We start from the raw sequence: 23,207 nt of genomic DNA on the forward strand, positions 1-23,207 counted from the left end.
CCTACCGCCAGCCCGGCTTCTCCAACCGCAGCAACGGCACCGAGTTCGTCGCCGTCCGCGCCGGCCTGAACTACAAGTTCGGCTCCTACTAGGATCCGACCGTTCCGATCGGAGCCGGCTTTCGGCCGGTTCCGGCTCGATCCGCATGAGAAAGAGGCCGCCCCTTCGCCGGGGCGGCCTCTTTCGCGTCGTTGGGCCTGTTCGACCCAACCGCCGACGGGAGACCCCGCCGCCGCTTCTGTTCGGGCCTACCTCAGGGTCGACGGCTCGCCGGGCTTGAGGGGGCGATCCTTGCCCTCCGGCCCGCTATCGGCACCACGTGCGTCGAGGCGCTCCAGGTGTTCGAAGACGTGCTCAAAGGCGCTGGTGACCGCCTGTTCGAAGGTTCCGTCCGCCTTGCCCATGGCGGCCTTGAGCCCGGCGATCAGCGCGCGGTGTGTCTCGATATCGCTCGACATGGCGGTTCCTTCTGGTCCGGTTGGACGACGATCCGGGAAGCCAAGCGTCGGCGTCGGGCGCCGGTTCCCAGGCGCCGTTTCCGACGGGTGTAAGCGGCAGCTGCCGGGCGGCACTCCACGCCGGCCTCAGAAACGACGACGCTGCTCCAGGTCGGCGAGGTCGGCGGGTTCCGCCACGTCGCGCCGTGCCGCCGCGATGACGAGGTCCGCGTGGCGCAAAAGTTCCTTCACGCGGCTCGGCGAACCCTCGACGTGTGCCACCCGACCGAGGACGTCGAGCATGTATCCGAGCACGTAGGGCGACCCGGCCGCGTTCTGGCGGATCAGGTGGAACATGGCATCGCACAGCCCGCCGTAATCGGTCACGGGATGGATCAGGGCGATCCGGCCCTGACGAGCGAGGACGCCGGTGGGAAGATGGCGCGAGGCGAGGCGACAGAGGGCGTCGCCCATGTGGGCGACGACGCTGACGGCGGTGAAGGGATCGTTGATGCCGGGCGACAGGGCCCGGACGGCGATCTCCGAAAGCTGCCGCACGGAGAATTCCAGGTCCTGCAGCGCCGCCGGCCGCCGGCCGAAGGTGAGGGCGCGCGCGAGCGCCTCCTCGATGCCCTCGACGGACGCGGAGACCTCGGCGAGGGGCAGACCGGTCGGGACGTAGTCGCCCGGGCGGACCCTGAGGCGCACGACGACCCCGCGTCGGTGGGCCCAATCGGCGAGGCGCTCGGCGTTCACGGCCTGGAGATAGCCGCTCGCCGGCGTGGCGACGGCGAGCCCGGGCGGGCCCTGCGCCGGAACCGGCAGGCCGGGTGCGACCAGCGACCGGTCCGCGACGGCCTCGCACAGGTCGCGATGGACGGCATCGACCACGGTCTCGACGTTGATGCTCGTCGCGATGTGATGGACGAACCAGACCAGGGTCGCGACGCTCAGCATCGCGAGCACGATGGCTCCGGTGACCGCGAGGTGCGGGACGAAGGAGGTCTCCTCCACGGTCCGGACCGTGCGCAGGACGATCAGGGCGTAGGCGAACGTCCCGAGGAAGATGCCGAGCACGATCTGGTTGCGGGCGTCGCGGGTGAAGTTGCGCAGGAGTCTCGGCCCCATCTGGCCGGAGGCGAGGGACAGCGCCGCGATGGTGATGGAAAAGGTGGTGCCGGCGACCCCGATCACCGACGACGCCACCGCACTCAGAAGCGCGCGGGCGCCCTGGGCCCCGCCGGAATACCCCCAGTTCGCGTCGGGCGAGGAGGCGTCGTAGCCGGCGACGCGCGCGGTCTCGAGCCAGACCGCGATCTGCCCCAGGGCGAGGCAGGCGAGCACGATCGACGCCGGCCGAAGCCAGAACTGGTCCCCGAGGATCTCCAGCCAGGCTCTCACCCGCGCGTTCATGCGGCCTCCGATGCGCTTGATCGATGTGAAACGGTCGAACGGCCGGATAACGCGAAGTTCGCGGCGGCCCCCTGACAAAACCCGATCGACGCACCCATCTCAAGCACGCCTGAGCGGAGCAAACCCGCCGGCTTGCCCCAGGAGGACGACTCCATGAACAGCGAAGAACGTGACGTCATCAACGGCATCTTCCAGCGTCTCGAGCAGGCGGGAAGCCAGCCCCGCGATGCGGACGCCGAGCGTTTCATTGCCGACAAGCTTCGGAGCCAGCCCTACGCCCCCTACGCGATGGCGCAATTGATCTATGTGCAGGAAGAGGCGATCAAGAGCCTCAACCAGCAGCTCGAGCAGGCCCGCGAGGCGGCCTCGCACGCCCAGCAGCAGCCGCAGGGCGGCGGCGGTTTCCTGTCGAGCATCTTCGGCGGCGGTTCCCGCCAGGAGCCGCAGCGTCCCGCGGGCCAGCCCTGGGGCGGCCAGGGCGGGCAGCCCGGATACGGTCAGCCCCAGCCCGGCTACGGCCAGCAGCCCGGCTATGGCGGCCCGCAGGGCGGCCCCCAGCAGGGCGGTCCCTGGGCCGGCCAGCAGCAGGCTCCGGCGCGCGGCGGCGGCTTCATGGCCACGGCCCTGCCCATGGCTGCCGGTGCGGCCGGCGGCATGCTCCTTGGGAGCGCGCTGTCGAACGCGTTCGCCGGCGGTCATTCGAGCCTCGGCAGCGCCGCGGCGGCGGGCCTCGGCGGCACCGGTGCGGAAGCGGCGGGCCTGAGCGGCGGCACCCAGGACCTCGGATCGGCGCTCGGCGGCGGCAACGATCTCCAGGGCGCCTCGTTCGACAACGATGCCGGCGGTGATTTCGGCGGCGACCTCGGCGGCGGCGGCGACGACGACTGGGTGTGAGCCCGATCGGCCCTGTCGTACGGGGCCGATCTCGAAGGATCGCGCGTTCTTCGACGGACGCCCGGCACCGGTTCCCGGTGCCGGGCGTTTTTCGTCGTCAGATCACGTCGACGCGGGTGCCGACCCCGGCCCGCTCGTAGAGGTCGATGACGTCCTCGTTCATCATCCGGATGCAGCCCGACGAGACCGACTGCCCGATGGTGTGCGGCTCGTTGGTACCGTGGATGCGGTAGAGGGACGAGCCGAGATAGAGGGCCCGTGCGCCCAGGGGATTCTCCGGGCCGCCGGCCATGTGGCGCGGCAGGTCGGGACGGCGGCGCAGCATCTCGGCCGGCGGCGTCCAATCCGGCCATTCCTTCTTCTGGCTGACGGTCTTCGTGCCCGCCCAGGTGAATCCGGGCCGGCCGACGCCGATGCCGTAGCGCAGGGCCTTGCCGCCGGGCTGGACCAGATAGAGGAACTTCGAGGGCGTATCGACCACGATGGTGCCCGGTGCCTGGCGGCCGTCGAAATCCACCACCTGGCGGCTGAAGCGCGGATCGGGGGCTCGGGCGATGACGCCCTGGTCGGGATCCCGCAACGGCGTCGCCCGCGGCAGGGCGGCGAGGCGTGTGGGTGCACGCAGCACGGCCGCCGGCATCGGCTCGTCGGGGACGCGGTCGCCAGAGAACAGGCGGCGGGGGGCGGGGGCCACCACGCCGCCGTGGCCGTAAGCGGCGGCATGGTCGGGCACCGCCCAATCGGCACCGATCCGTGCGCCGGACCGGGCCGGACCCACGGGAGCGGGACGACCGTTGCCCGTCACCAGGAACTCGATGAAGCCGCCGCCGTAGCGGCCTCCCTGCGCCTGCGCTTCCGCGCCGGCCGTGAGCGCCATCGCCCCCGCCACCGCCAAACACCACCCTGCACGCATTGCCCGTTCCCCCGTCCGCCGGCCTCGTCGGGCGCGATGATGCGGAGGGGGCCGGGATCGCCCGATGAAGGAACGTGGTGAATCCTCCGGAAATCCGATTGCACAGCGGTGCGGGAGCGAGTCAGCGTAAAGATTCGGTCACCACGGGCAAAGACCGATCCCATTCAGCAAATGGCAACCCCTTTCGTTCACCGTCCCGGCGGTGACCTCATAGCCGGCTGATCCCCCACCATGACCATGAAGCGCTATCGCATCGAAGACAGCCTCGGTCTGGCGAGTGTTCAGCCGGCGATGGCGCCGGTGGCGTCTGCCGAAACCTCGGACCTGAACGCCGCCCGCCTCACCGAAATCCTGTCCGCGATCCAGGATCTGCGGAAGATGACGCAGACGAGCACGATCGAGACGGTGGAAGCCTGCCGGCGCGAACTGACCGACGCCCTCTCCATGCGCTCCGAACTCGACATCATGAAGGACGCGATCACCCGGACCAAGACGGAGATCGCGACGCTCTACCGCTCGGAGAGCACCGGCAAGGGCATGCGCCGGGTCGCGGGCGAACTCGACGCGGTGGTCGATTCCACCGAGCGGGCGACCAGCACGATCCTCGGGGCCATCGAGGAGATCGAGACCAACGCCGGCATGCTGCGGGCCATGAGCACCTCGGCGGCGGGCCGCGAGAACGTCGATGCCATCCTCGAGCGCGTCGTCGTCGCCTACGAGGCCTGCAACTTCCAGGACCTCACCGGCCAGCGCATCAGCAAGATCGTCGGCGTCCTGAAGTTCGTGGAGGAGCACCTCGACCGGATGATCGAGGCCTGGGGCGGCCTCGACAGCTTCAAGGACGTGCTCGGGGTCGGCCCCATCAAGCCGGACGTCGACGACGAGAGCTCGCTGCTCAACGGGCCGCGGCTCGGAGACGATCCGGGCCACGTCGACCAGGGCGACATCGACGCGCTGTTCGACTGAGCGGGGCCGGACCGTCCCTCGACCGTAGGCTCCGCCTCAGCCCGGCAGCTTCGCCAGGGCCGCCGCATCGCGGCCGACCACCGCCGCGAGGCTGTCCCCGCCCTCGGCCCGGATGCGTTTGGCAAGGCCCGCCTTGATCGCGCCGACGAGGCCGGGACCGGCGTAGACCAGCGCCGAATAGAGCTGGAGCAGGGAGGCGCCGGCCCTGACCTTGGTCCAGGCGGCGTCCGCCGAATCGATGCCGCCGACGCCGATCAGCGGCAGCGTGGCACCCACGCGGAGGTAGGTCTCGGCCAGGAGCCGGGTGGCGGGGCCGAACAAGGGCCGGCCCGAGAGGCCGCCGGTCTCCCCGGCGAGGCCGGTTTCGGTCAGGCTCGCGGGACGGGCGACGGTGGTGTTCGAGACGACCAAGGCCGAGACGCCGCGCCGGACCGCCGTGGCGGTGATGGCGTCGAGGGCGTCGAGGGTGATGTCCGGGGCGATCTTCAGGAGGATCGCGGTGGTCGGCTGGACGTCGTCGCGGGCGGCCACCACACGGGCCAGGAGTTCGTCGAGGAAGGCTTCGCCCTGCAGGTCGCGCAGGCCCGGGGTGTTGGGCGAGGACACGTTGACGGTCACGAAGTCCACCAGCGGCGCCAGGGCCGTGGTGCAGGCGACGTAGTCGGCGAGCCGGTCGGTCGCCTCCTTGTTGGCGCCGATGTTGACCCCGACGAGGCCCGGCCGGCCGCGGCGGGCGGCCAGGCGCCCGGCGACCACCGCGAGGCCTTCGCTGTTGAGGCCGAAGCGGTTGATGACGGCCCCGTCGGCGGGAAGGCGGAACACCCGCGGGCGCGGGTTGCCCGGCTGGGGCTTAGGCACGACGCCGCCGACCTCCACGAAGCCGAACCCGAGGCCGAGGAGGGCGTCGGGCGCCTGCGCGCCCTTGTCGAAGCCGGCGGCGAGCCCCACCGGGTTGGGGAAGCGCCGCCCGAGGCACGCCACCGCCAGGACGGGATCGTCGGTGGCCGGCGCCAGGGCCGGCATCAGGCTCAAGCCGCGCAGGGTCAGGTTGTGGGCGGTCTCGGCGTCGAGGCCGTGGAGGAGCGGCCGCGCCAGGGGGAACAGGGCCCCGATCATGCCGAGGGTCCTCCCAAGCCCGCCGGAAAGACCTCCACCGGAAAGACCTCCGCCGGAAAGACGTGGCGGCCGGCGGCATCGAGGGGCAGGTCGGCCACCGCGACCACGGCCGAGAGCGGCAGGTCGCCGTAGAGATGCGGAAACAGGTCGCCGCCGCGAGAGGGCTCGTAGCGCAGGCCCGCCCCCAGGGCATCGGCGTCCACGCTGAGCAGGAGCAGGTCGTCGATCCCGGAAAAGTGCCGTGCCGCCGTCTCGACGGCCTGCGCGGCGGTCGAGAAATGGATGTAGCCGTCGGCGAGGTCGACGGGCGCGCCCCGGAAGCGGCCCTCGGCTTGCGCCGCGCGCCACAGGTCGCGCGGACAGATCTTGTAGATGAGCGGCATCGCGAAGGTCCTCGCGGCACGTTGGAAGGGGCCGGCCGCGCAGGGTTGGCGATAGAGGGCGGCGCCGATGGCGGCAACCGCTGTTGCCTTTCGCCGCGGCAAGTTCTAATTTCCTAGACCTAGGCTGTATGTCTTATTCGCTGCTTCGGCCGAGGCCGCCATGCTGTCCCACGAGCAGATCTGGACCGCCATCGACAGGCTGGCCGAACGCTACGGCCTGTCCGCCTCCGGCCTCGCCCGTCGGGCCGGCCTCGACGCCACCAGCTTCAACCGCTCGAAGCGGATCGGGCCGGACGGCCGCAAGCGCTGGCCCTCGACCGAATCGGTCTCCAAGGTTCTCACCGCCACCGGCGCCAGCCTTGACGACTTCCTGCGCCTGATCGAGGCGCGGTCGGGCCCGCCGCGCACCACCGTGCCCCTCATCGGCATGACCCAGGCCGGCTCGGGCCGTCTCTTCACCGACGAGGGCATCCCCACCGGCGGGCCCGGCTGGGAGGAGATCGACTTTCCCGATCTCGGCGAGGACCGGGCCTTCGCGCTGGAGGTTCAGGGCGATTCGATGGAGCCGCTCTACCGCGACGGCGACGTCCTCATCGTCTCGACCACCGCCGACATCCGCAAGGGCGACAGGGTCGTCGTTCGCCTTGAGGCGGGCGAGGTCCTGGCCAAGGAGCTCAAGCGCAAGACCGCGCGGACCATCGAACTCGCCTCGCTCAACGCGGCCCATCCCGACCGGACCGTCAACCTCGGCGAGATCGCCTGGATGGCGCGGGTGATGTGGGTGCGCCAGTAGGGCACGATGCGGACAAGGGGAAGCCGCTCTTCCGGCATCGTCATGCGACAGCGGTGGGGTCGAGCAGACCGCCGCTTCGGCGAACCGGCGGTTCGCTCGACCCGATTTGGCCGGACACGCCGTCGGGGGTATCGATGACGGCGAAGGGGAGCACCCCCGGCACCTCGGATCGACCACATGGCCTGTCGCGCTGGCGAGGAGACCCGACCGATGCCGGCCGAACCGGACACGGCAGAGGTGGCGGCAGCAGACGTACCCGCGGCAGCGGCGCCGCTCGGTGCCGAAGCCGCCAGGCTGTTCGAGGCCTCGGCGGTGCCGGCCATCCTGTGCGATCCGGCCGACCCCGAAATGCGGATCGTGGCGGCCAACCCCGCCTTCCTCGCCCTGACGCATCATGCCGCGAACGAGGTCCTGGGCCGGTCGCCGCAGCTCCTGCTCGGTGCCAGGACAGAGCGTGACGCGAAGGCCGCCCTCGCGACCGTGGTGGCCGACGGCGGCACCATTGAGGTCCTGGCGGCCCGCAAGGACGGCGCGACCCTCTGGGTGGAGTGCCACGCGGCGACGGCGGGCCGCTACCGCCTGGTCGAGGTGGTGGACGTCACCCGGCGCCGCGACGCCGAGGCCGCCCTCGCCCTGTCGCGCCAGCGCGAGGCCCTGGGCCTGCTCACCAACAGCGTCGCGCACGAGTTCAACAACTTCCTCCAGATCCTGATCGGCTACATCGACGGCCTCAAGCGCCGCCTCGGCGACCGGGAGGAGCCGTTCATCCAGCGGGCGATCCTGCGCTCCACCGACGCGGCCGAGCGCGCCACCATTCTGACCCGGCAGCTGCTGGCGTTTTCCCGGCGGATCGCCCCAGACGTGCGGCCGGTGGACCTGGGGGCGGTGGTCGGCGATTTCGTCGCGGTCTTCCGCCCGACCCTGCCCCCCCGGGTGACCCTGGCCGTGGAGTGCAGGCCGGGCCTCGCCTGCGCCATGAGCAACCCGACGCAGATTTCCTTCGCCCTCGCCCAGATCCTGACCAACGCCTGCGAGGCGATGCCGAAGGGCGGCACCATCACCATCTCCACCTTCGCGGTGGCCCCGCACGACCACGGCATGGCCCGCCCCTCGGACGGGGCGGTGGGCATCGCCGTGGCCGATACCGGCCCTGGCATGGCGCCGGAAATGGCGGCCCGGGCGCTCGCTCCCTTCGCCACCAGCCGCGAGGCCGGCCGGGGGACGGGTCTGGCCATCGTCCACGGCCTGATGAAGCGCCAGGGCGGAACGGTCTCGGTGGAGAGCCGGCCGGGAGAGGGGACGGTGGTGAGGCTGATCTTCCCGGCCACGGGCGCGCCGTAACGAAGGCTTAGGGATGGCCGCCGTCGCGCGATTGCGGCCGGTCGCGATGGACTAAAACTCCGCCTCGCCCGTCACCATATAAGGTTCGGCATTTCCGCCGGGACTCATTCGATCTTCGCAGAGGCGAAACCATGCTCACCTCAACCACGCGCTTCAAGCGCGCGGCCACCCTACTGACCCTCGTCGTATCGCTGGCCATGGCCGCGCCGATCGTGGAGGCCCGTCCGGGCAGCAGCGGGGGAATGGGCTCGCGCGGCTCGAAGACCTATACGGCCCCCTCGGCCACGCCGACCGCACCCGGCGCCGCCGCGCCGATCCAGCGGACCCAGACCCAGCCCGGTCCCGCCATGGGCAACCCCGGCATGAACCCGGCTGCGGCCCAGCGTCCGCGCTTCGGCGGCGGCTTCATGGCCGGCCTGCTCGGAGCGGGCCTGCTCGGCGCGCTGCTCGGCGGTGGCTTCTTCGGTGGCCTCGGCGGCATCGCCTCGATCCTCGGCCTGCTGCTCCAGGTCGGTCTCGTCGTGCTGATCGTGACCTTCGCGGTACGCTGGTTCCGTCGTCGCCAGGGCACCCCGGCCGCGGCCGGTCATGCCCGCACCGAGATGGGCTCGGGCGGCGCCCCCGGCGGCATGAACGGGGGCGGCCTCGGCAACAGCCGTGGCCTCGGCATGGGCGGCTCGCCCGTGGGTGGTTCCGGCATGGCCGGCCCCGCGATGGGCGGTCCCGCTCCCGTGGCGACCGGCAAGGTGGCCATCGGCCCCGGCGACTTCCAGAGCTTCGAGCTCGCCCTCAACGACGTCCAGGAGGCCTACGGCCGCGAGGACGTCGCCCGGCTTCGCACCGTCGCGACACCGGAGATGGCGGGTTACTTCGAAGAGGAGCTGCGCGCGAACGCCCAGCGCGGCGTCGTCAACCGGATCTCCGACGTGAAGCTCCTGCAGGGCGACCTGTCGGAATCCTGGAGCGAAGGCCAGACCGAATACGCCACGGTCGCCATGCGCTACGCCATCAAGGACGTCACCCTCGACAAGCGCAGCAACGCCGTGGTCGAGACCGGCGAGCCGGAAGCGGTGGAGCTGTGGACGTTCGTGCGCCAGCGCGGCGGACGCTGGCTGGTCTCGGCGATCCAGCAGGGTCGCTGAGACGACCGACCGTTCGACCAACGAAGCCGCCGGGGCAACCCGGCGGCTTTTTTCGTGCCCTCGATGGAGGATCTCGGGCGCGCCTATCCGGCCAGCGCCCGCGCCATCGCCACGAACTGCGCCACGGTGGCCTCCTCCGCCCGGGCCGTCTCGGGGATGCCGGCCGCTTCGAGCAGGCGGGACGGGTCCGGTGTGGCGCCCTTCAGGCTCTGGCGCAGCATCTTGCGGCGCTGGCCGAAGGCCGCCCGCGTCACCGTCTCCAAAGCCGCCACGGAGCAGGGCAGGGGCTCGGCGCGGGGCCGGAGCTGCACCACGCTCGAGGTCACCTTGGGCGGCGGCACGAAGGCGGAGGGCGCCACGTCGAACAGGATCTCGGCTTCGCAGCGCCAGCCGCAGAGCACGCCGAGCCGGCCGTAGTTGGCCCGGTCGCCCTCGTCGGCGACAATGCGCTCGGCGACCTCGCGCTGGAACATCAAGGTGAGCGACTCCCACCACGGCGGCCATTCGGGCGCGGTCAGCCAGCCCGTCAGCAGCGGCGTGCCGACGTTGTAGGGGAGATTGGCGACGACGCGGACCGGCCCCGAACCGACGAGGCCGCGCGGGTCGAACCGCAGGGCGTCGGCCTCGACCACGTCGAGGCGGCCGGGGTAATGCGCCGCGATCTCGGCGAGCGCCGGCAGCGCCCGCGCATCGCGCTCGACGGCGACGACGCGGGCGGCACCGGCGGCGAGGAGGGCGCGGGTCAACCCGCCCGGACCCGGCCCGACCTCGACCACGGTGACGCCGTCCAGCCGGCCGGCCGCCCGGGCGATCCGCCCCGTCAGGTTGAGGTCGAACAGGAAGTTCTGGCCGAGCGCCTTCTTCGGTTCCAGCCCGTGCCGGCGTACGACGTCGCGTAAGGGGGGGAGCCCGTCGTCGCTCACGGCACGCTCCGGATCAGGCGCGCGGCCAGCCGCAGGGCCGCCATCAAGCTGTCGGGACGCGCCAGCCCGCGCCCGGCGATGTCGAAGGCGGTGCCGTGGTCGGGCGAGGTGCGCACGAACGGCAGGCCCAGGGTGACGTTGACGCCCTCGTCGAAGGCGATGGTCTTGATCGGGATCAGGGCTTGGTCGTGGGTGGGGGTCAGCGCCACGTCGTAGCCCGCCCTGGCGCGGGGGTGGAACAGGGTGTCGGCCGAGAGCGGACCGCGGATGTCGATGCCCTCGGCCCGGAGGATCGCCACCGCCGGTTCGAGCACGTCACGGTCCTCGGTGCCGATGGTCCCGGCCTCGCCGGCGTGGGGATTGAGTCCCGCCAGGACGAGGCGGGGCCGCGCGATGCCGAAGCGGCTGCGCAGGTCGGCCGCGACGATGCGGGCGGTGCGCACGACGAGGTCCTGCGTCAGCAGGTCGGGCACGCGGCGCAGGGCGACGTGGATCGTCACCGGCACCACCGCCAGCGTCTCGCTCCACAGCATCATGACGGGCAGCGGCGGGGTCTCGCCCGGCGCGACGCAGAGGGCGGCGAGGAACTCGGTGTGGCCGGGATGCGCGAAGCCGACCTGGGTCAGGACGTATTTCGCGATGGGGTTGGTGACGAGGGCGCCGGCCGACCCGGCGCGCACGAAGCCGAGGGCGGCGGTGATCGATTCGAGGGTGGCGCCGGCGTTGGCCGGATCGGGCGAGCCGGCGATGGCCAGGATGCGGGCACCGCTCGGCAGCGCCACCACGGGAAGCGCGCGGGGAAACACCTCGACGGCGAGCTCCGGCCCCACCTCCGCCACCGGCACCTGAAGGCCGAGTTCGCTCGCCCGCCGCTCGACGAAATCGGGGTCGCCGACGAGGAAGAAGGGCGGCAGGCCGGGGCCGTCGTCCCGCGCCAGCCAGGCCGACAGGGCGATCTCGGGCCCGATCCCGGCGGGGTCGCCCAGCGTCAGGGCGAGGGGAACATGGGGTGTCATGACGGCTCCGGTCGATCGCCGCCGCAGGGCGACGATCGCCGGCAAGCCCTAGCGCACGGCGGCGATGCCGTCAGCCGCCGTGACGGAGCTGACGTTCTGGCGCAGGTCCGCCTCGCCGAGCGTCTTCAGCTCGACCCGCAGCAGCACCGTCTGGTTACGCTCGCGCGTGCCGAGCGCGGTGGCCGTGGGCGCCACGATGTAGTTGAGCGAGACCGTGGTGCATTCGTCCTGGTAGCCGCCGCCGAGGCTCATGCCGGAGACGAAGAACCGGCCGGAGCGGTCGTAGATCGGCGCCGAGCCGACCGGGTTGGCGATGTAGTTGGTCAGCGCGTCGGCGTAGGTGTCGCGCACGTCGAGGTAGTGGGTCAGGTCGACGATGGCCGATCCGGTGAGGAACCAGTTCGGGGTGACGTGGTAGGTGGCCGCCGCCGAGACGCCCTCGCGGCGGTGGTTGAAGCCGAGCGACGGCTGCGCCTCGTAGTAGGAATAGAACAGCGACAGGTCGACCGGAGCGAAGGGCGCCAGACGCGCGATCACGCCGGTCTCGAAGCGGTTGACCTTGAAGTCCTGCTGGTCGAACCGCGCCCGGGCGATCATGCTGATGTTCTGGTTGGGCGAGACCTGGAACCGGCCGACGTAGTCGGACGCCCGCCGCTCCAACCCGGAGTCGAGGCCGACGTTGGCGATGTCGCCACGACGGAACGAGTTGACGCCCGCGATCTGGATCGACTCGCCGAACAGGATGTTGGCGTACCAGCCCGACGGCGTCACCACCGAGTACTGGGCGCCGACGTTGGCCCGCAGGCCGCCCTCGACCCGGTCGTAGCCGGAGAACTTGTCCCATTCGAACAGGGAGGTGTCGTCGAACACCAGGCTCTGGGCGTCCTCGTTGGGCAGGCGCCCGATCTTGGTCTCGCTCGGCCGCGCGATCACCTGGACGATGGGCTCGATGGTGTGGACGCCCAGGCCTCCGAAGTTGCCGACGAAGGGGTAGCGGTAGTCGATGCCGATGGCCGGCATCACCCGGCCGGAGAAGTCGTTGTCCTGCGTCGTGATGTTCTGGACGAGGTTGTTCTGGAAGCCGGTGCGGCTCGGATCGACGAAGAAGGCGTCGGTGCGCAGGTAGGCGAACGGCGTGATCGACTGGCCGATGTCGTCGATGAAGGTGCGGCGCCACGAGGCCTGGGCCGAGACGCGGGTCTGCTCGCCGGCCAGGCCCCTGATCAGGCAATTGGCCCGGTTGAAGGTCGTGCAGGTCTCGTAGAGCGGGTAGCTGATGCCGTTGGCGCTCGGGCTGAACAGGTAGCTGCCGGTGCGCGGGATGCCCTGGAAGTCGGTGGCTTCCCGGCTCAGGTGGGTGATGTTGGTCTCGAACCGGACCTCGCCGCCCAGCGGCTTGGGGCCGTTGATGCGCTTGTCGTAGTCGATCACCGGCGCGACGATCGGCTGTTCCTTCTGCCAGTCGAAGCTCGACAGGCCCTTGAAGTAATAGGCCCGCGCCTCGAACCACGAGCGGTCGCCCTGGCCGATCAGGTAGGCGGTGGAGACCGCTTCGCGAAAGTAGTCGGTGGTGATGCTCTGGTTGCGGATGCGGTAGTTGTCGAGGAACCACTTGTCGGTGACGCCGACCACGTCCCAGCCCGCCCGCCAGCGATCGTTGATGTAGAACTGGCCCTTGGATTCCACCGCGCCGCGAAAGTCGCGGTCGCCGGCGCCCAGCGGGCCCGGCAGGAACGCGCTCGGGGTCGTCTGGAAGATGCCGCTCAGGCGGACGCTATAGGAGCCGTTGTCGAGGCGGTGGCGGAACTCGCCCTGGCCCAGCACGCCCTGGTTGCTCAGGAAGGCGGGCGAGAGGGTCAGGTCGTAGTTGGGCGCCAGGTTGAAGAAATAGGGGACCGCGATACCGCTGCCGAGCGCCGTCGACGAGATGAAGCGCGGCGTGAGGAAGCCGGACTTGCGCCTCACGGTCGGGTCGGCGGCCTCGAAATACGGCAGGTAGGCCACCGGGATGCCGGCGAGCTCGAGCGTCGATTCCTCGAAGGCGATCGTGTGCGTCTCGTTGTTGTGGACGATCTTGGTGGCGCGGATCTGCCAGAGCGGCGGCGTCTCGGGGCGGTTCTTGCACGGCTCGCAGGCGGTGTAGGTGCCGTAGTCGAAGCTCGTCTGCTCGCCCTCGATGCGCTCGGCGCGCGGCGCCGAGAACCGGGCGCGCACGACCTGCCCCTTGGTCTCCACGGTCTGCTGGATGCGCAGGGCGTCGATGAAGCCGTTCTTGAAGTCGTCGGTCAGCTCCATCTTCTCGGCCGTCAGCACCGCGCCGGTCTCGTCGGTGAGACGCACGTTGCCTTCGGCGAAGACGCGGCTGGTGGTGCGGTCGTAGAGGACCCGGTCCGCCTGCAGGGTGCGCGGGCCGTAGTTCAGCTCGGCGTTGCCGCGCGCCATCACGGTGTTCTTGTCGTTGTCGTAGACGAGCTCGGCCGCCTCCACGAGCAGGCGCTCGCCGGCCTTCGGCGCCGCCGGCTTGCCCGGAATCGGCTTGCCCGGCATCGACTTGGCGGCTCCCGACCGTTGGGTCTGGGCAGCCGCGGAACCCGCCGCTGCCAGGGGCAGGGCGACGGTCAGCAGCGCCGGAACACCGGCCGCGATCGCGATGGCAGCGACCTTACGCAACGCTTGTCTCAACTCCCGCCGCAACCGGACGTGACGCAACGACCCATGCCAACCGACGCTCCCGTCACGACCATCCGGGCCCGGCATCAGCCGTCCTCCTGATGGAGAAGCGTGAGCGTACCCAACAAACTCCCTACCACGGCGGGGAACCATGCCGCCACCGTCGGCGCGACGATCCCCGACGCGCCCAAGCCCTCCATGACCTGGCGCGCGACGTAGAGCAGGAACCCCGCCGCCACGCCGCCGAGCACCAGCCGGCCCACACCACCAAAGCGGAAGAACCTTAAGGAAACGCTGGCCGCGACCAGAACCATGGCCACGAAGAGGAGCGGTCTCGCCATCAGGACACCGTACTGGAGCCGGTAGCGGGTGGCATCCAGGCCGGCCCGCTCGGTGCGCGAGATGGTGTCCGGCAGTTGCCAGAAAGGCACAGATTCCGCGGGCGTGAAGCGCTGCCGGATCTGGGCCGGGTCCAGGGTCGAGGCGACGAGGTAGGTGTCGAAGGTCTCGGGTGCCGCGCCCTCGCTCATGAGCCGGGCCTCGGTGAGTTCCCAGTAGCCGTCGTGGAGGTTGGCCCGCGCCGCCTCGATCTGCGAGACGAAGCGGCCGGACCCGTCGAAATTGAACACCGAGACGCCGGCCAGGGAGGTCGTCCCCTCCACCGCCGTCTCGGCCCGGATGATCGCCTGCCCGTCGAGGCTGCGCTGGCGGATCCACAGGTCCTTGCCGGAGGTCGCCTTGGTGGAGCGCGCGAAGATCTTGGCCTCGATCTCGGTGGAGCGCTGCTTCATGAGGGCCGAGGCCGGGTTGTAGACCGCCACCGTGAAGATGCCGATGCCGAGCGCCACGAACAGGCCCGGCTGGAGGAACTGCCAGGCCGAGATGCCGGCGGCACGGGCCACCACGAGTTCGAGCTTGCGGGAGAGCTGGAGCAGGGCGGCCATGGAGCCGAACAGGATCGCGAAGGGCAGCACCCCCTCCGCCACGGCGGGGGTGCGATAGAGCGAGAGCTGCGCCATCAGCCCGGCCGAGGCGCCGGCGGTGTCACCCGCGCGCCGCAGCAGCTCGACGAAATCGAGGGTGTAGACCAGCGCGAACACCGTAAGGAACACCCCCAGGATCGTGCGCAGGAAGCGGGCGGCGAAGTAGCGGCCGAGGGTGGCGCCGATCAGCATGGCGGCGCCCTCAACCGAGCCGGGTGCGGCGCGGGGCGAGGACGCCCCGCAGGCCGTGCCCGAGCCGCGCCGCCGCGTCGCGCAGCGCCGGCCCGTGGAAGATCATCAAGGCGGAGAGCGCCATCGCGACGAGGGGTACCGCATAGACCGCCACCACGGCACCCTGGCTGCGGACGGCGGCACTGGTGGCGGTGAAGCCCGCGATGCGCAGGAGAACCACCGCGATCACGGCGCCGGCCACGGCCAGGCCCCGGCCCTGCCGGGTGGTGCGCGGGTCGCCCAGGGCGGCGAAGGCGATGAGGGCGATCGCCAGGGGGTAGAGCCAGGCCGAGAGCCGGTCGTGCAGCTCCGCCCGGAACCGCCCCTTCTGAAGGGTGTAGTAGCCCTCGCTCCGGTCGGGGAACAGCAGCTGGCTGGTGGAACGCTCGCGGGGCTTGAACACCACCTCCGCGTCCGGCGGCGTGAAGGCGGCCAGATCGACGGTGTAGCGCTCGAAGGTGATGATCGAGGCGTCCCGCGTGTCCTTCTGCTGACGGTGGATGCTGCCCTTCTCGAGGGCGAGGTAGCTCTGCCCGTCGTAGTCCACCGCCTGGCCGCGCTCGGCGAGGTAGACCACGGTCTTTCCCGCCTCGCGCTTGTCCTGGATGAACAGGCCGAGCAGCGTGCCGCCGGGGCCGCGCTCGCGGAAATGGAAGGTGATGCCGTTTTCCAGGCTGGTGAACTGGCCTTCCTTGACGACGTTGGCGATGAAGTCGCCGCGCACCCGCGTGACCACGTCGCGCAGCTCCTGGAAGCTCGACGGCATCACCTGGATCGTCAGGAACGCCACCGCCAGGCTCACCGCCAATCCGAGGGTGAGGAACGGCCGCAGGATGCGCCGCGGCTCCATGCCGGCGGCCGACATCACGATCAGCTCGGAATCGCCGTTGAGCCGGTTGAGCGCGTAGACGATGGCGATGAACAGCGCCACCGGGGCGATCACCGTGATCAGGGTCGGCAGCGACAGGCCGGTGATCAGGAAGAAGATCACCAGGGTCTGGCCCTTGGCGGTGATGAGGTCGAGCTCGCGCAGGGCCTGCGTCACCCAGATCGTGCCGGTGAGACCGACGAGGCAGGCCAGGAAGGCCGACAGCGCGATCCTGAAGATGTACCGCTGGATCTGCGTCATCGTCTCTCGCGGGTCGCGCCGGATCGATGCGGCGTCGGGGGCAGTGGCCGGCGGCCTGCCGGTGGCGGTTGCGCGCGCCAATCGGGGCCGTTTCGCGGCACCGCGGTCACGTTGCGTTCTGAAGCCCGATCAGTACACAGGATGCGCGAGCACGCCCTGAACGGTGCGTGCCGCGGCACACATCCGGACAGAGTGGAAAGCGAACGTCATGGCGGACGGTATCACGATCGCGTTCGGGCCGCTCGGCCCGGTGGGCCAGGCAGATCTGCAAGGCGATCTGCAAGGCGATCTGGTCGTGTTCGTCGGCGACGACCTCGTGCTGTCGCCCGCCGTGATCGAGGCCGTGGGGCAGGGCGCCGCCGACCTGGTGGCGCGGGCCGCCGCCAGCGAGCGGTTCAAGGGCAAGTCCCTCTCCGCCCTCGTCCTGCCGGCGCCCGCCGGCCTCGCCGCGGACCGTCTCGTGGTGGTCGGCCTCGGCTCCGAGAAGGACCGGGCCAAGACCGACTGGCCGGCGCTCGGCGGTTTTACCGCCTCCAAGGTTTCGGGCCGCACCGCCCATCTCGCCCTGTTGTGGCCGGGTGTCACCGCCGCGAACGCCGCCGAGGTCGCGCTGGGCGCGCGCCTGCGGCACTACAGCTTCGACCGCTACAAGACCAAGAAGAAGCCCGAGGGCGAGGAGCCCAGGGGCACCACCCTGACCGTGATGGTCGAGGATCCCGCCGCCGCGCGAGCGGCCGCCGCCGCGACGGAGGCCGTCGCCGAGGGCGTCCTCCTCGCCCGCGAACTCGTCAACGAGCCGCCCAACGTCCTCTATCCGGAGGAGTTCGCCAACCGTGCCGAGGCCCTGACCAAGCTCGGCGTCGAGGTCGAGGTGCTGGGCCTCGAGGAACTCACCGAACTCGGGATGGGCGCGCTGCTGGCGGTGGCGAAGGGCTCCACCCGGCACCCGCGCGTGGTGCTCATGCGCTGGAACGGCGCACCCGATTCCACCGAGCCGCCGATCGCCTTCATCGGCAAGGGCGTGTGCTTCGATTCGGGCGGCATCTCGATCAAGTCGGCCGGCGGCATGGAGGACATGAAGGGCGACATGGGCGGCGCGGCCTGCGTCGTCGGCACCCTGCATGCGCTCGCCGCCAGGAAGGCGAAGGTCAACGTGGTCGGCGCCATCGGCCTCGTCGAGAACATGCCCGACGGCAACGCCTACCGCCCCGGCGACATCGTCACCTCGATGTCGGGACAGACCATCGAGGTCATCAACACCGACGCGGAAGGCCGCCTCGTGCTGGCCGACGTGATCTGGCACGTCCAGGGCACCTACAAGCCCAAGATCATGGTCGATCTGGCCACCCTCACGGGCGCCATCATCGTGGCCCTGGGGCAGGACATCGCCGGGCTGTTCTCCAACGACGACGCCCTCGCGGCCAAGCTCACCGCGGCCGGGGAGGCCACCGGCGAAACGGTGTGGCGGATGCCGCTGATCCCGGCCTACGACAAGGCGATCGACTCGAAGTTCGCCGACATGAAGAACACCGGTGGCCGGCACGGCGGCGCCGCCACGGCCGCCTCCTTCATCAAGCGCTACGTCAACGACGTGCCGTGGGCCCACCTCGACATCGCCGGCGTCGCGATGTCGTCGAGCAGCAGCGAGATCAACCGCTCCTGGGGGGCGGGCTGGGGCGTGCGGCTCCTCGACCGCCTCGTGCGCGACAACTACGAATCATGAATTCCTTCGCCGCCGCCGGGCTTCCCCTCGCGGCGGCGCTGGCTTGCATCCTCGCCGCGACCCTCGGCGGGCTCGACCAGAACAGCGCGTTGCCGCCGGGGCTGGCGCCCTACGCCTACGGCTTCTTCCTCGATCGCTATCCGCTGTTCGCGGTGGCCATCGTCTACGGGCTCGCCCGGCTGATCGCCGCCGCGACGGCACCCGGACCCGCCGGATTTCCTCGTCGCGCGGCGGGCCTCGCCGTCGGGGCCGCGACGCTGCTCGCATTGAGCCTCTATCCGACCTTCGGCGGCCTCATTCTGCGGGGCGCCTTCGGCAGCGGCAGCATGGCCTTCCTGAACCAGCAGCCGATGGGGATGGCGTACGCGCTGGGTTCGGCCCTGGGCGCCGCCCTGTTCGGGACGGCGATGGGCCTCGGCGTGATCGCGATGACGGCCCGGCGCGTCTCCCTGCGGCGGTTCGCGAGGCGGACCCTCCCGGCCGCCCTGGCGGCCTTCCTCGCCCTCTGGTTCGCCTTCGCCGTCCTCGGCCTCGCCCACGCGGCCGGCCTGGGGCCGTGGCCGCGGCGAGCGCTGACGGCCGGCGATGCCCTCATCGCCGCGGGGCTCGTCGTCGTCGCCTTCCTGCCGCACGCGCTGCTGGTGGCGTGGCGGACCGGGGCGGAAGAGGTCCGCCCCGCCGGTGTCGTGACATGACGGCCGTTTCGACCGGCGGCGGAGGGCGCACCGGCTTGATCGGCGCGGCGGGATGTCGCTAGATGGTTCAGATGTGAACGAAGGCGACTGACAAAAGACGCCGCGTCACCACAGGGAGGACGCCATGCTGACCGACCGGACACCCGCGCGACCGTGGCTGTCGTCCTATCCGCCGCATGTGCCGGCCGAGATCGAGGTCGACCGCCTTGGCACCCTCGTCGACCTGTTCGAGGCCAGCCTGTCGCAGTTCGCGGACCGTCCGGCCGTCCAGTGCTTCGGGGCCCAGATGAGCTACGCGGCGGTCGGGCAATCGGCCCGGGACCTCGCGTCCTGGCTGGCGGCGCAGGGCCTCGGCAAGGGCGACCGCGTCGCCCTGATGATGCCCAACGTCCCGGCCTACCCGGTGGCGATCTTCGGGGTGCTCCTGGCCGGCTGCACCGTCGTCAACGTCAACCCGCTCTACACGCCCCGGGAACTCACCGCCCAGCTCAACGACTCGGGCGCGAGGATTCTCGTGGTCCTCGAGAACTTCGCCCACACCGTGGCGGATGCCCTGCCCGAGATCGCCCTCGACCGGGTCGTGGTGGCCGGTCCCGGCGACGGGCTCGGGCTGAAGGGGCGCCTGATCGGGCTGGCCTCGCGCCATATCAAAAAGGCGGTGCCGGCCTATTCCTTCCCGGCCGGCCTGGCGATCCGGTTCGAGGCGGCGTTGAAGGACGGCCACGGCCGCAAGCCGCCCGAGGTCGCTGTCTCGCCCGACGACCTCGCCTTCCTGCAATACACCGGCGGGACGACCGGCATCGCCAAGGCCGCGATGCTGACCCATCGCAACATCGTCGCCAACGTCACGCAGTCGGAGGTCTGGCTCGGGGTGGCCCGGAGCAAGGCCGGCCGCAAGGTCATGGTCACGGCGCTGCCGCTCTATCACATCTTCGCCCTGACGGCCTGTTTCTTCTTCTTCTTCAAGGTCGGCGGCTGCTGCCTGCTGATCCCCAACCCGCGCGATGCGGCGGGTTTCGTCAAGACGCTCAAGGGCACCCGCTTCACCCACCTGTCGGGGGTCAACACGTTGTTCAACCTGCTCCTGAACACGCCGGGGTTCGATCAGGTCGATTTCTCCCGGGTCGAGTTCACGATCGCGGGCGGCATGGCGGTACAGGCCCCGGTCGCCGCCCGCTGGCAGGCGGTGACGGGCCACGCCATCATCGAGGGCTACGGCCTCTCTGAGACCTCGCCGGTCGTCTGCGTCAACCCGCCCGGCCTCGCGCAATGGTCCGGCACGATCGGCTATCCGCTCTCGTCGACGGATCTGGTCATCCGGGACCTTGACGGGCGCGAGCTGCCGTTCGGCGAACCGGGCGAACTCTGCGTGCGCGGCCCCCAGGTCATGGCCGGGTACTGGAAGCGGCCCGACGAGACCGCCCGGGCCACCACCGCCGACGGCTTCTTCCGCACCGGCGACGTCGCGGTCCTCGGGGCCGACGGCCAGGTGCGGATCGTCGACCGGATGAAGGACATGATCCTGGTCTCGGGGTTCAACGTCTATCCCAACGAGATCGAGGATGTCCTGGCGGGCCATCCCGGCGTGCTCGAATGCGCCGTCGTGGGCGCCGAATCCGAGGAGACCGGGGAGACGGTGGTCGCCCATGTCGTGCGCAAGGACGAGGCCCTCACCGCCGAGGCGTTGCGGGCCTACGCCCGTTCGCAGCTGACCGGCTACAAGGTGCCGCGGCGCATCGTCTTCCGCGACACTCTGCCCAAGACCAACGTCGGCAAGGTGCTGCGCCGCGCCCTCAGGGACGAAACCGGCCCGGTGTGAGGCCGTCGGGGCTGTCCGAGCGGCCGTAACCGCGGCGGCGGTCGCGCCGAATGGAGACGAGCGCGCTTGCCGAGGGACGGTGGCGTGCCGATGTTCGTCGGCAAGCGCGCCGCCAGGCCCGCACCGCAGGAAGCCCCGAGGAGTCACGATGTACGTCAAGCGCCGCCGCGGATGGGAGATCCCCGAGACCCAGGCCACCCCGGAGAGCGTCTTCCTCAACCGACGCGCCCTGCTCGGCGGTGCCGCCGGCCTCGCGGCCGGATCGGCGTTCGGCGGTCCGGCGGCCTTCGCCGCAGACGGCGGCTATCCGGCACCGCGCAACGAGGCCTACACCCTCGACCGGCCGGTGACGGCCGAGAAATACAGCGCGAACTACAACAACTTCTACGAGTTCAGCACGTCCAAGACCGTGCTGCCCGAGGCCAATGCCCTCAAGACGAAGCCCTGGACCATCAAGATCGATGGTCTCGTCGAGAAGCCGTTCGAGATCGCGGTCGAGGACCTGATCAGCAAGATCGGCCTCGAGGAACGCCTCTATCGCCACCGCTGCGTCGAGGCATGGTCGATGTCCGTTCCCTGGACGGGCTTTCCCCTCTCCAAGCTCGTGGCGCTCGCCAAGCCCCTGTCGGGCGCGAAATACGTGCAGATGCAGACCTTCATGGACAAGGCCGTGGCCCCGGGCCAGCGCCAGTTCATCTATCCCTGGCCCTACACGGAAGGGCTGACGATGGAGGAGGCCGCCAACGACCTCGCCTTCATCGCCACCGGCGTCTACGGCAAGCCGCTCGCCAACCAGTTCGGTGCCCCGATCCGCCTGGCGGTGCCGTGGAAGTACGGCTTCAAGTCGGTCAAATCGATCGTGAAGCTGTCCTTCGTCGAAGCCCGCCCGAAGACCTTCTGGGAGGGGCTGCAGGCGCAGGAGTACGGTTTCTGGGCCAACGTGAACCCCGCCGTGCCGCACCCGCGCTGGAGCCAGGCCAGCGAGCGGGTCCTGGGCACCGACCAGCGCGTGCCGACCCTGATCTACAACGGCTACGGCGAGCAGGTGGCCGGGCTCTACAAGGGTCTGGAGAAGGAACGGTTGTTCGTGTGATACGGTTTGCGCTTGAATCAAGCGCGAACCGTATCACCGAGCCCGCGCGGCGCCTGAGCGAAGCCCATTTCCAAATCACGAAGTGATGTGGAAATGGTATGAGGGACGTCCGCCCGGATGGAGTTCACCCCAAGGCGCGGCGGAGGCTGGCATTCACACGGTCATGCCAGCCGGGAGCCGACGCACGAAAGCGCGCGATGACGTCCGCATCGAGGCGCAGGGTAACCGGCTACTTTGACCCGGTTTCATCGTGGCCATCGGGAACAGGCTCGCCGTCGATCAGGCGGACGGCAAGCGTTGGCCATCCTCATCGAGAAGACGTGACGGCTCTCGCCACGTGAGGTCCAACCGACGACGACCATCCGGCCGGTGAAACGCCCAACCGTGACGATACGAGTGTCGCCGTATGCGGCCCGCAGATCTTCGAATTCATAGACCGGGCCCGCGAAGACGGGTTCCGCCGCCCGAAAATCGAGGCCTCGTTCGATCAAGGTCCTATCACGCTTCGACGGATCGACCGTGATCATCGATGGGCGGTGTCCCGATGACCTTCCGTCACGGTGGGTCGGATTCGACCGGCCAGGGGCGTCCGCCCCCGCTCAATAAATCCAGCGCTGCGCCTTCGCGACGAGAAAATCGCGAAACGCCTGGACGCGGGCGACGGTGCGCATCTCCTCGGCGTAGACGAGGTAACTTTCCATGTGCGGCATCTCGCTGTCGCGCATGACCTGGACGATCCCGTCCTGCCCGTCGACGGCGTAATCGGGAAGGATGCCGATGCCGGCTCCGGTCTCGATCGCCTTCTGCAGGGCGGCGATGTTGTTGACCGTGAAGTGGATGGTCCGGCGCTCCAGCCCCTCGCGGCCCACCGTGGCGAGCCAGTGGGTGGCCAGCAGGTAGGACGGCTCGTTGCCGCCGAACGAGACCAGGCGGTGCTCGTCGAGGTCGGCGATGGATTTGGGTTCGCCGAAGCGCTTGACGTAATCCTGGCTGGCGAACGCATGGTAGTGGACCGTGAACAGCCGGCGCTGGATCAGGTCCGGCTGGGCCGGGCGGCGCATCCGGATGGCCACGTCGGCCTCGCGCATGGCGAGGTCGAGTTCCTCGTTGGTGAGGATGAGCTCGACGCGCACGTCCGGATAGAGGTCGAGGAACTCGGCCACCCGTTGCGACAGCCAGGAGGTGCCGAGGCCTGTGGTGGTGGTCACCTTGAGGTCGCCCGACGGCCGCTCGCTCGTCTCCACGAGGCGGGCGCGGGTGTTCTCTAGGCGTAGTTTCATGTCGCGGGCGGCGCGAAACAGGAGGTCGCCCTGCTCGGTGAGGATCAGGCCGCGGGCGTGGCGGTGGAACAGCGGCGCCTTGAGCTCGCGCTCCAGCGCGCTGATCTGGCGGCTGACCGCCGACTGGCTCAAGCCGATGTCGTCGCCCGCCCGCGTGAAGCTCCCGGCCTCTGCGACATTGAGGAAGATGCGGATCTTATCCCAGTCCAAGGCCGAAGCACTCCCGAACGCAATCCGTCGCCGACCC

The 23,207-nt window shown here is 70.3% G+C and carries 22 protein-coding genes; 9 read left to right on the forward strand and 13 right to left on the reverse strand.

Translation table 11 applies throughout. The features are described 5' to 3' along the window. Positions 1-248 precede the first annotated feature (248 nt). The gene (locus tag ASG40_RS07815; RefSeq protein ID WP_055883234.1) at positions 249-458 is read right to left on the reverse strand and encodes a hypothetical protein; all 210 of its coding nucleotides are present in this window, start codon (positions 456-458) and stop codon (positions 249-251) included. Positions 459-584: 126 nt separating this feature from the next. Beyond that, positions 585-1,850 carry a DUF2254 domain-containing protein gene (locus ASG40_RS07820; RefSeq protein WP_055883236.1) on the reverse strand — a complete coding sequence of 422 codons (1,266 nt, stop codon included), beginning with the start codon at positions 1,848-1,850 and terminating at the stop codon, positions 585-587. A 153-nt stretch (positions 1,851-2,003) separates the two neighbouring features. On the opposite strand from ASG40_RS07820, the gene ASG40_RS07825 reads away from it, so the two are divergent. Continuing rightward, positions 2,004-2,744 (forward strand): DUF2076 domain-containing protein, encoded by a 741-nt coding sequence (locus ASG40_RS07825; RefSeq protein ID WP_055883238.1) that lies wholly within the window; start codon positions 2,004-2,006, stop codon positions 2,742-2,744. A 97-nt stretch (positions 2,745-2,841) separates the two neighbouring features. Here the strand turns inward: ASG40_RS07825 and ASG40_RS07830 are convergent, their stop codons facing one another. Continuing rightward, positions 2,842-3,657: a L,D-transpeptidase gene (locus tag ASG40_RS07830; protein ID WP_055883240.1), complete on the reverse strand. Its 816-nt coding sequence runs from the start codon at positions 3,655-3,657 to the stop codon at positions 2,842-2,844. A gap of 231 nt (positions 3,658-3,888) precedes the next feature. On the opposite strand from ASG40_RS07830, the gene ASG40_RS07835 reads away from it, so the two are divergent. Beyond that, positions 3,889-4,623, forward strand: coding sequence for a hypothetical protein (locus ASG40_RS07835; RefSeq protein ID WP_055883242.1), 735 nt, complete (start codon positions 3,889-3,891; stop codon positions 4,621-4,623). Between the two features lie 36 nt (positions 4,624-4,659). Here the strand turns inward: ASG40_RS07835 and ASG40_RS07840 are convergent, their stop codons facing one another. Further along, positions 4,660-5,739: a quinone-dependent dihydroorotate dehydrogenase gene (locus tag ASG40_RS07840; RefSeq protein WP_055883244.1), complete on the reverse strand. Its 1,080-nt coding sequence runs from the start codon at positions 5,737-5,739 to the stop codon at positions 4,660-4,662. Further along, positions 5,736-6,122 (reverse strand): DUF952 domain-containing protein, encoded by a 387-nt coding sequence (locus ASG40_RS07845; RefSeq protein ID WP_055883249.1) that lies wholly within the window; start codon positions 6,120-6,122, stop codon positions 5,736-5,738. The genes ASG40_RS07840 and ASG40_RS07845 overlap by 4 nt, the downstream gene beginning before the upstream one ends. A 160-nt stretch (positions 6,123-6,282) precedes the next feature. Here ASG40_RS07845 and ASG40_RS07850 point away from each other — a divergent pair, with 160 nt between their 5' ends. From ASG40_RS07850 to ASG40_RS07860, 3 genes are all read left to right on the forward strand, one after another. Beyond that, positions 6,283-6,915: a S24 family peptidase gene (locus ASG40_RS07850; RefSeq protein ID WP_055883251.1), complete on the forward strand. Its 633-nt coding sequence runs from the start codon at positions 6,283-6,285 to the stop codon at positions 6,913-6,915. 210 nt (positions 6,916-7,125) lie between these two features. Beyond that, positions 7,126-8,256, forward strand: coding sequence for an ATP-binding protein (locus ASG40_RS07855; protein ID WP_082523964.1), 1,131 nt, complete (start codon positions 7,126-7,128; stop codon positions 8,254-8,256). Between the two features lie 131 nt (positions 8,257-8,387). Next, positions 8,388-9,398, forward strand: coding sequence for a TIM44-like domain-containing protein (locus ASG40_RS07860; RefSeq protein ID WP_055883253.1), 1,011 nt, complete (start codon positions 8,388-8,390; stop codon positions 9,396-9,398). A gap of 83 nt (positions 9,399-9,481) precedes the next feature. On the opposite strand, the gene rsmA is transcribed toward ASG40_RS07860, so the two are convergent. From rsmA to lptF, 5 genes are all read right to left on the reverse strand, one after another. Further along, positions 9,482-10,321 carry a 16S rRNA (adenine(1518)-N(6)/adenine(1519)-N(6))-dimethyltransferase RsmA gene (rsmA, locus tag ASG40_RS07865; protein ID WP_055883255.1) on the reverse strand — a complete coding sequence of 280 codons (840 nt, stop codon included), beginning with the start codon at positions 10,319-10,321 and terminating at the stop codon, positions 9,482-9,484. Continuing rightward, entirely contained in the window at positions 10,318-11,337 is a 1,020-nt protein-coding gene (gene pdxA / locus ASG40_RS07870) for a 4-hydroxythreonine-4-phosphate dehydrogenase PdxA (RefSeq protein WP_055883257.1), read from the reverse strand. The genes rsmA and pdxA overlap by 4 nt, the downstream gene beginning before the upstream one ends. A gap of 48 nt (positions 11,338-11,385) precedes the next feature. Further along, a complete protein-coding gene (locus ASG40_RS07875; protein WP_055883260.1) occupies positions 11,386-14,007 on the reverse strand; it encodes an LPS-assembly protein LptD in 2,622 nt (873 codons plus the stop codon). 86 nt (positions 14,008-14,093) lie between these two features. Then, a complete protein-coding gene (gene lptG, locus ASG40_RS07880) occupies positions 14,094-15,182 on the reverse strand; it encodes an LPS export ABC transporter permease LptG (RefSeq protein ID WP_055883262.1) in 1,089 nt (362 codons plus the stop codon). Positions 15,183-15,192: 10 nt separating this feature from the next. After that, a complete protein-coding gene (gene lptF, locus ASG40_RS07885) occupies positions 15,193-16,350 on the reverse strand; it encodes an LPS export ABC transporter permease LptF (protein ID WP_055883264.1) in 1,158 nt (385 codons plus the stop codon). Positions 16,351-16,558: 208 nt separating this feature from the next. On the opposite strand from lptF, the gene ASG40_RS07890 reads away from it, so the two are divergent. From ASG40_RS07890 to msrP, 4 genes are all read left to right on the forward strand, one after another. Beyond that, positions 16,559-18,073 carry a leucyl aminopeptidase gene (locus ASG40_RS07890; RefSeq protein ID WP_055883266.1) on the forward strand — a complete coding sequence of 505 codons (1,515 nt, stop codon included), beginning with the start codon at positions 16,559-16,561 and terminating at the stop codon, positions 18,071-18,073. Beyond that, on the forward strand, positions 18,070-18,768 hold the full coding sequence (locus ASG40_RS07895) for a hypothetical protein (protein WP_055883268.1): 699 nt from the start codon (positions 18,070-18,072) through the stop codon (positions 18,766-18,768). The genes ASG40_RS07890 and ASG40_RS07895 overlap by 4 nt, the downstream gene beginning before the upstream one ends. A 124-nt stretch (positions 18,769-18,892) precedes the next feature. Next, on the forward strand, positions 18,893-20,587 hold the full coding sequence (locus ASG40_RS07900) for an AMP-binding protein (RefSeq protein ID WP_055883270.1): 1,695 nt from the start codon (positions 18,893-18,895) through the stop codon (positions 20,585-20,587). 148 nt (positions 20,588-20,735) lie between these two features. After that, positions 20,736-21,680, forward strand: a complete 945-nt coding sequence (msrP, locus tag ASG40_RS07905; RefSeq protein ID WP_055883272.1) for a protein-methionine-sulfoxide reductase catalytic subunit MsrP — start codon at positions 20,736-20,738, stop codon at positions 21,678-21,680. Between the two features lie 124 nt (positions 21,681-21,804). Here msrP and ASG40_RS22345 read toward each other — a convergent pair whose 3' ends face one another. From ASG40_RS22345 to ASG40_RS07910, 3 genes are all read right to left on the reverse strand, one after another. Next, positions 21,805-21,900, reverse strand: a complete 96-nt coding sequence (locus ASG40_RS22345; RefSeq protein WP_082523967.1) for a BrnA antitoxin family protein — start codon at positions 21,898-21,900, stop codon at positions 21,805-21,807. Between the two features lie 25 nt (positions 21,901-21,925). Then, the gene (locus ASG40_RS20405) at positions 21,926-22,207 is read right to left on the reverse strand and encodes a BrnT family toxin (protein WP_082523966.1); all 282 of its coding nucleotides are present in this window, start codon (positions 22,205-22,207) and stop codon (positions 21,926-21,928) included. Positions 22,208-22,279: 72 nt separating this feature from the next. Continuing rightward, on the reverse strand, positions 22,280-23,170 hold the full coding sequence (locus ASG40_RS07910; RefSeq protein ID WP_055883273.1) for a LysR family transcriptional regulator: 891 nt from the start codon (positions 23,168-23,170) through the stop codon (positions 22,280-22,282). Positions 23,171-23,207 lie beyond the last annotated feature (37 nt).

The organism is Methylobacterium sp. Leaf399 (genome assembly GCF_001424525.1).
Lineage (GTDB): Bacteria > Pseudomonadota > Alphaproteobacteria > Rhizobiales > Beijerinckiaceae > Methylobacterium.

What these genes read in the sequence shown, in the direction of transcription:
- ASG40_RS07815 (WP_055883234.1), bottom strand. Translation starts at nt 458, where the DNA reads ATGTCGAGCGATATCGAGACACACCGCGCGCTGATCGCCGGGCTCAAG.
- ASG40_RS20405 (WP_082523966.1), bottom strand. Translation starts at nt 22,207, where the DNA reads ATGATCACGGTCGATCCGTCGAAGCGTGATAGGACCTTGATCGAACGA.
- ASG40_RS07830 (WP_055883240.1), bottom strand. Translation starts at nt 3,657, where the DNA reads ATGCGTGCAGGGTGGTGTTTGGCGGTGGCGGGGGCGATGGCGCTCACG.
- pdxA (WP_055883257.1), bottom strand. Translation starts at nt 11,337, where the DNA reads ATGACACCCCATGTTCCCCTCGCCCTGACGCTGGGCGACCCCGCCGGG.
- ASG40_RS07835 (WP_055883242.1), top strand. Translation starts at nt 3,889, where the DNA reads ATGACCATGAAGCGCTATCGCATCGAAGACAGCCTCGGTCTGGCGAGT.
- ASG40_RS07890 (WP_055883266.1), top strand. Translation starts at nt 16,559, where the DNA reads ATGGCGGACGGTATCACGATCGCGTTCGGGCCGCTCGGCCCGGTGGGC.
- ASG40_RS07855 (WP_082523964.1), top strand. Translation starts at nt 7,126, where the DNA reads ATGCCGGCCGAACCGGACACGGCAGAGGTGGCGGCAGCAGACGTACCC.
- lptF (WP_055883264.1), bottom strand. Translation starts at nt 16,350, where the DNA reads ATGACGCAGATCCAGCGGTACATCTTCAGGATCGCGCTGTCGGCCTTC.
- ASG40_RS07850 (WP_055883251.1), top strand. Translation starts at nt 6,283, where the DNA reads ATGCTGTCCCACGAGCAGATCTGGACCGCCATCGACAGGCTGGCCGAA.
- lptG (WP_055883262.1), bottom strand. Translation starts at nt 15,182, where the DNA reads ATGCTGATCGGCGCCACCCTCGGCCGCTACTTCGCCGCCCGCTTCCTG.
- ASG40_RS07840 (WP_055883244.1), bottom strand. Translation starts at nt 5,739, where the DNA reads ATGATCGGGGCCCTGTTCCCCCTGGCGCGGCCGCTCCTCCACGGCCTC.
- ASG40_RS07820 (WP_055883236.1), bottom strand. Translation starts at nt 1,850, where the DNA reads ATGAACGCGCGGGTGAGAGCCTGGCTGGAGATCCTCGGGGACCAGTTC.
- ASG40_RS07860 (WP_055883253.1), top strand. Translation starts at nt 8,388, where the DNA reads ATGCTCACCTCAACCACGCGCTTCAAGCGCGCGGCCACCCTACTGACC.
- ASG40_RS07895 (WP_055883268.1), top strand. Translation starts at nt 18,070, where the DNA reads ATGAATTCCTTCGCCGCCGCCGGGCTTCCCCTCGCGGCGGCGCTGGCT.
- msrP (WP_055883272.1), top strand. Translation starts at nt 20,736, where the DNA reads ATGTACGTCAAGCGCCGCCGCGGATGGGAGATCCCCGAGACCCAGGCC.
- ASG40_RS07825 (WP_055883238.1), top strand. Translation starts at nt 2,004, where the DNA reads ATGAACAGCGAAGAACGTGACGTCATCAACGGCATCTTCCAGCGTCTC.
- ASG40_RS07845 (WP_055883249.1), bottom strand. Translation starts at nt 6,122, where the DNA reads ATGCCGCTCATCTACAAGATCTGTCCGCGCGACCTGTGGCGCGCGGCG.
- ASG40_RS07900 (WP_055883270.1), top strand. Translation starts at nt 18,893, where the DNA reads ATGCTGACCGACCGGACACCCGCGCGACCGTGGCTGTCGTCCTATCCG.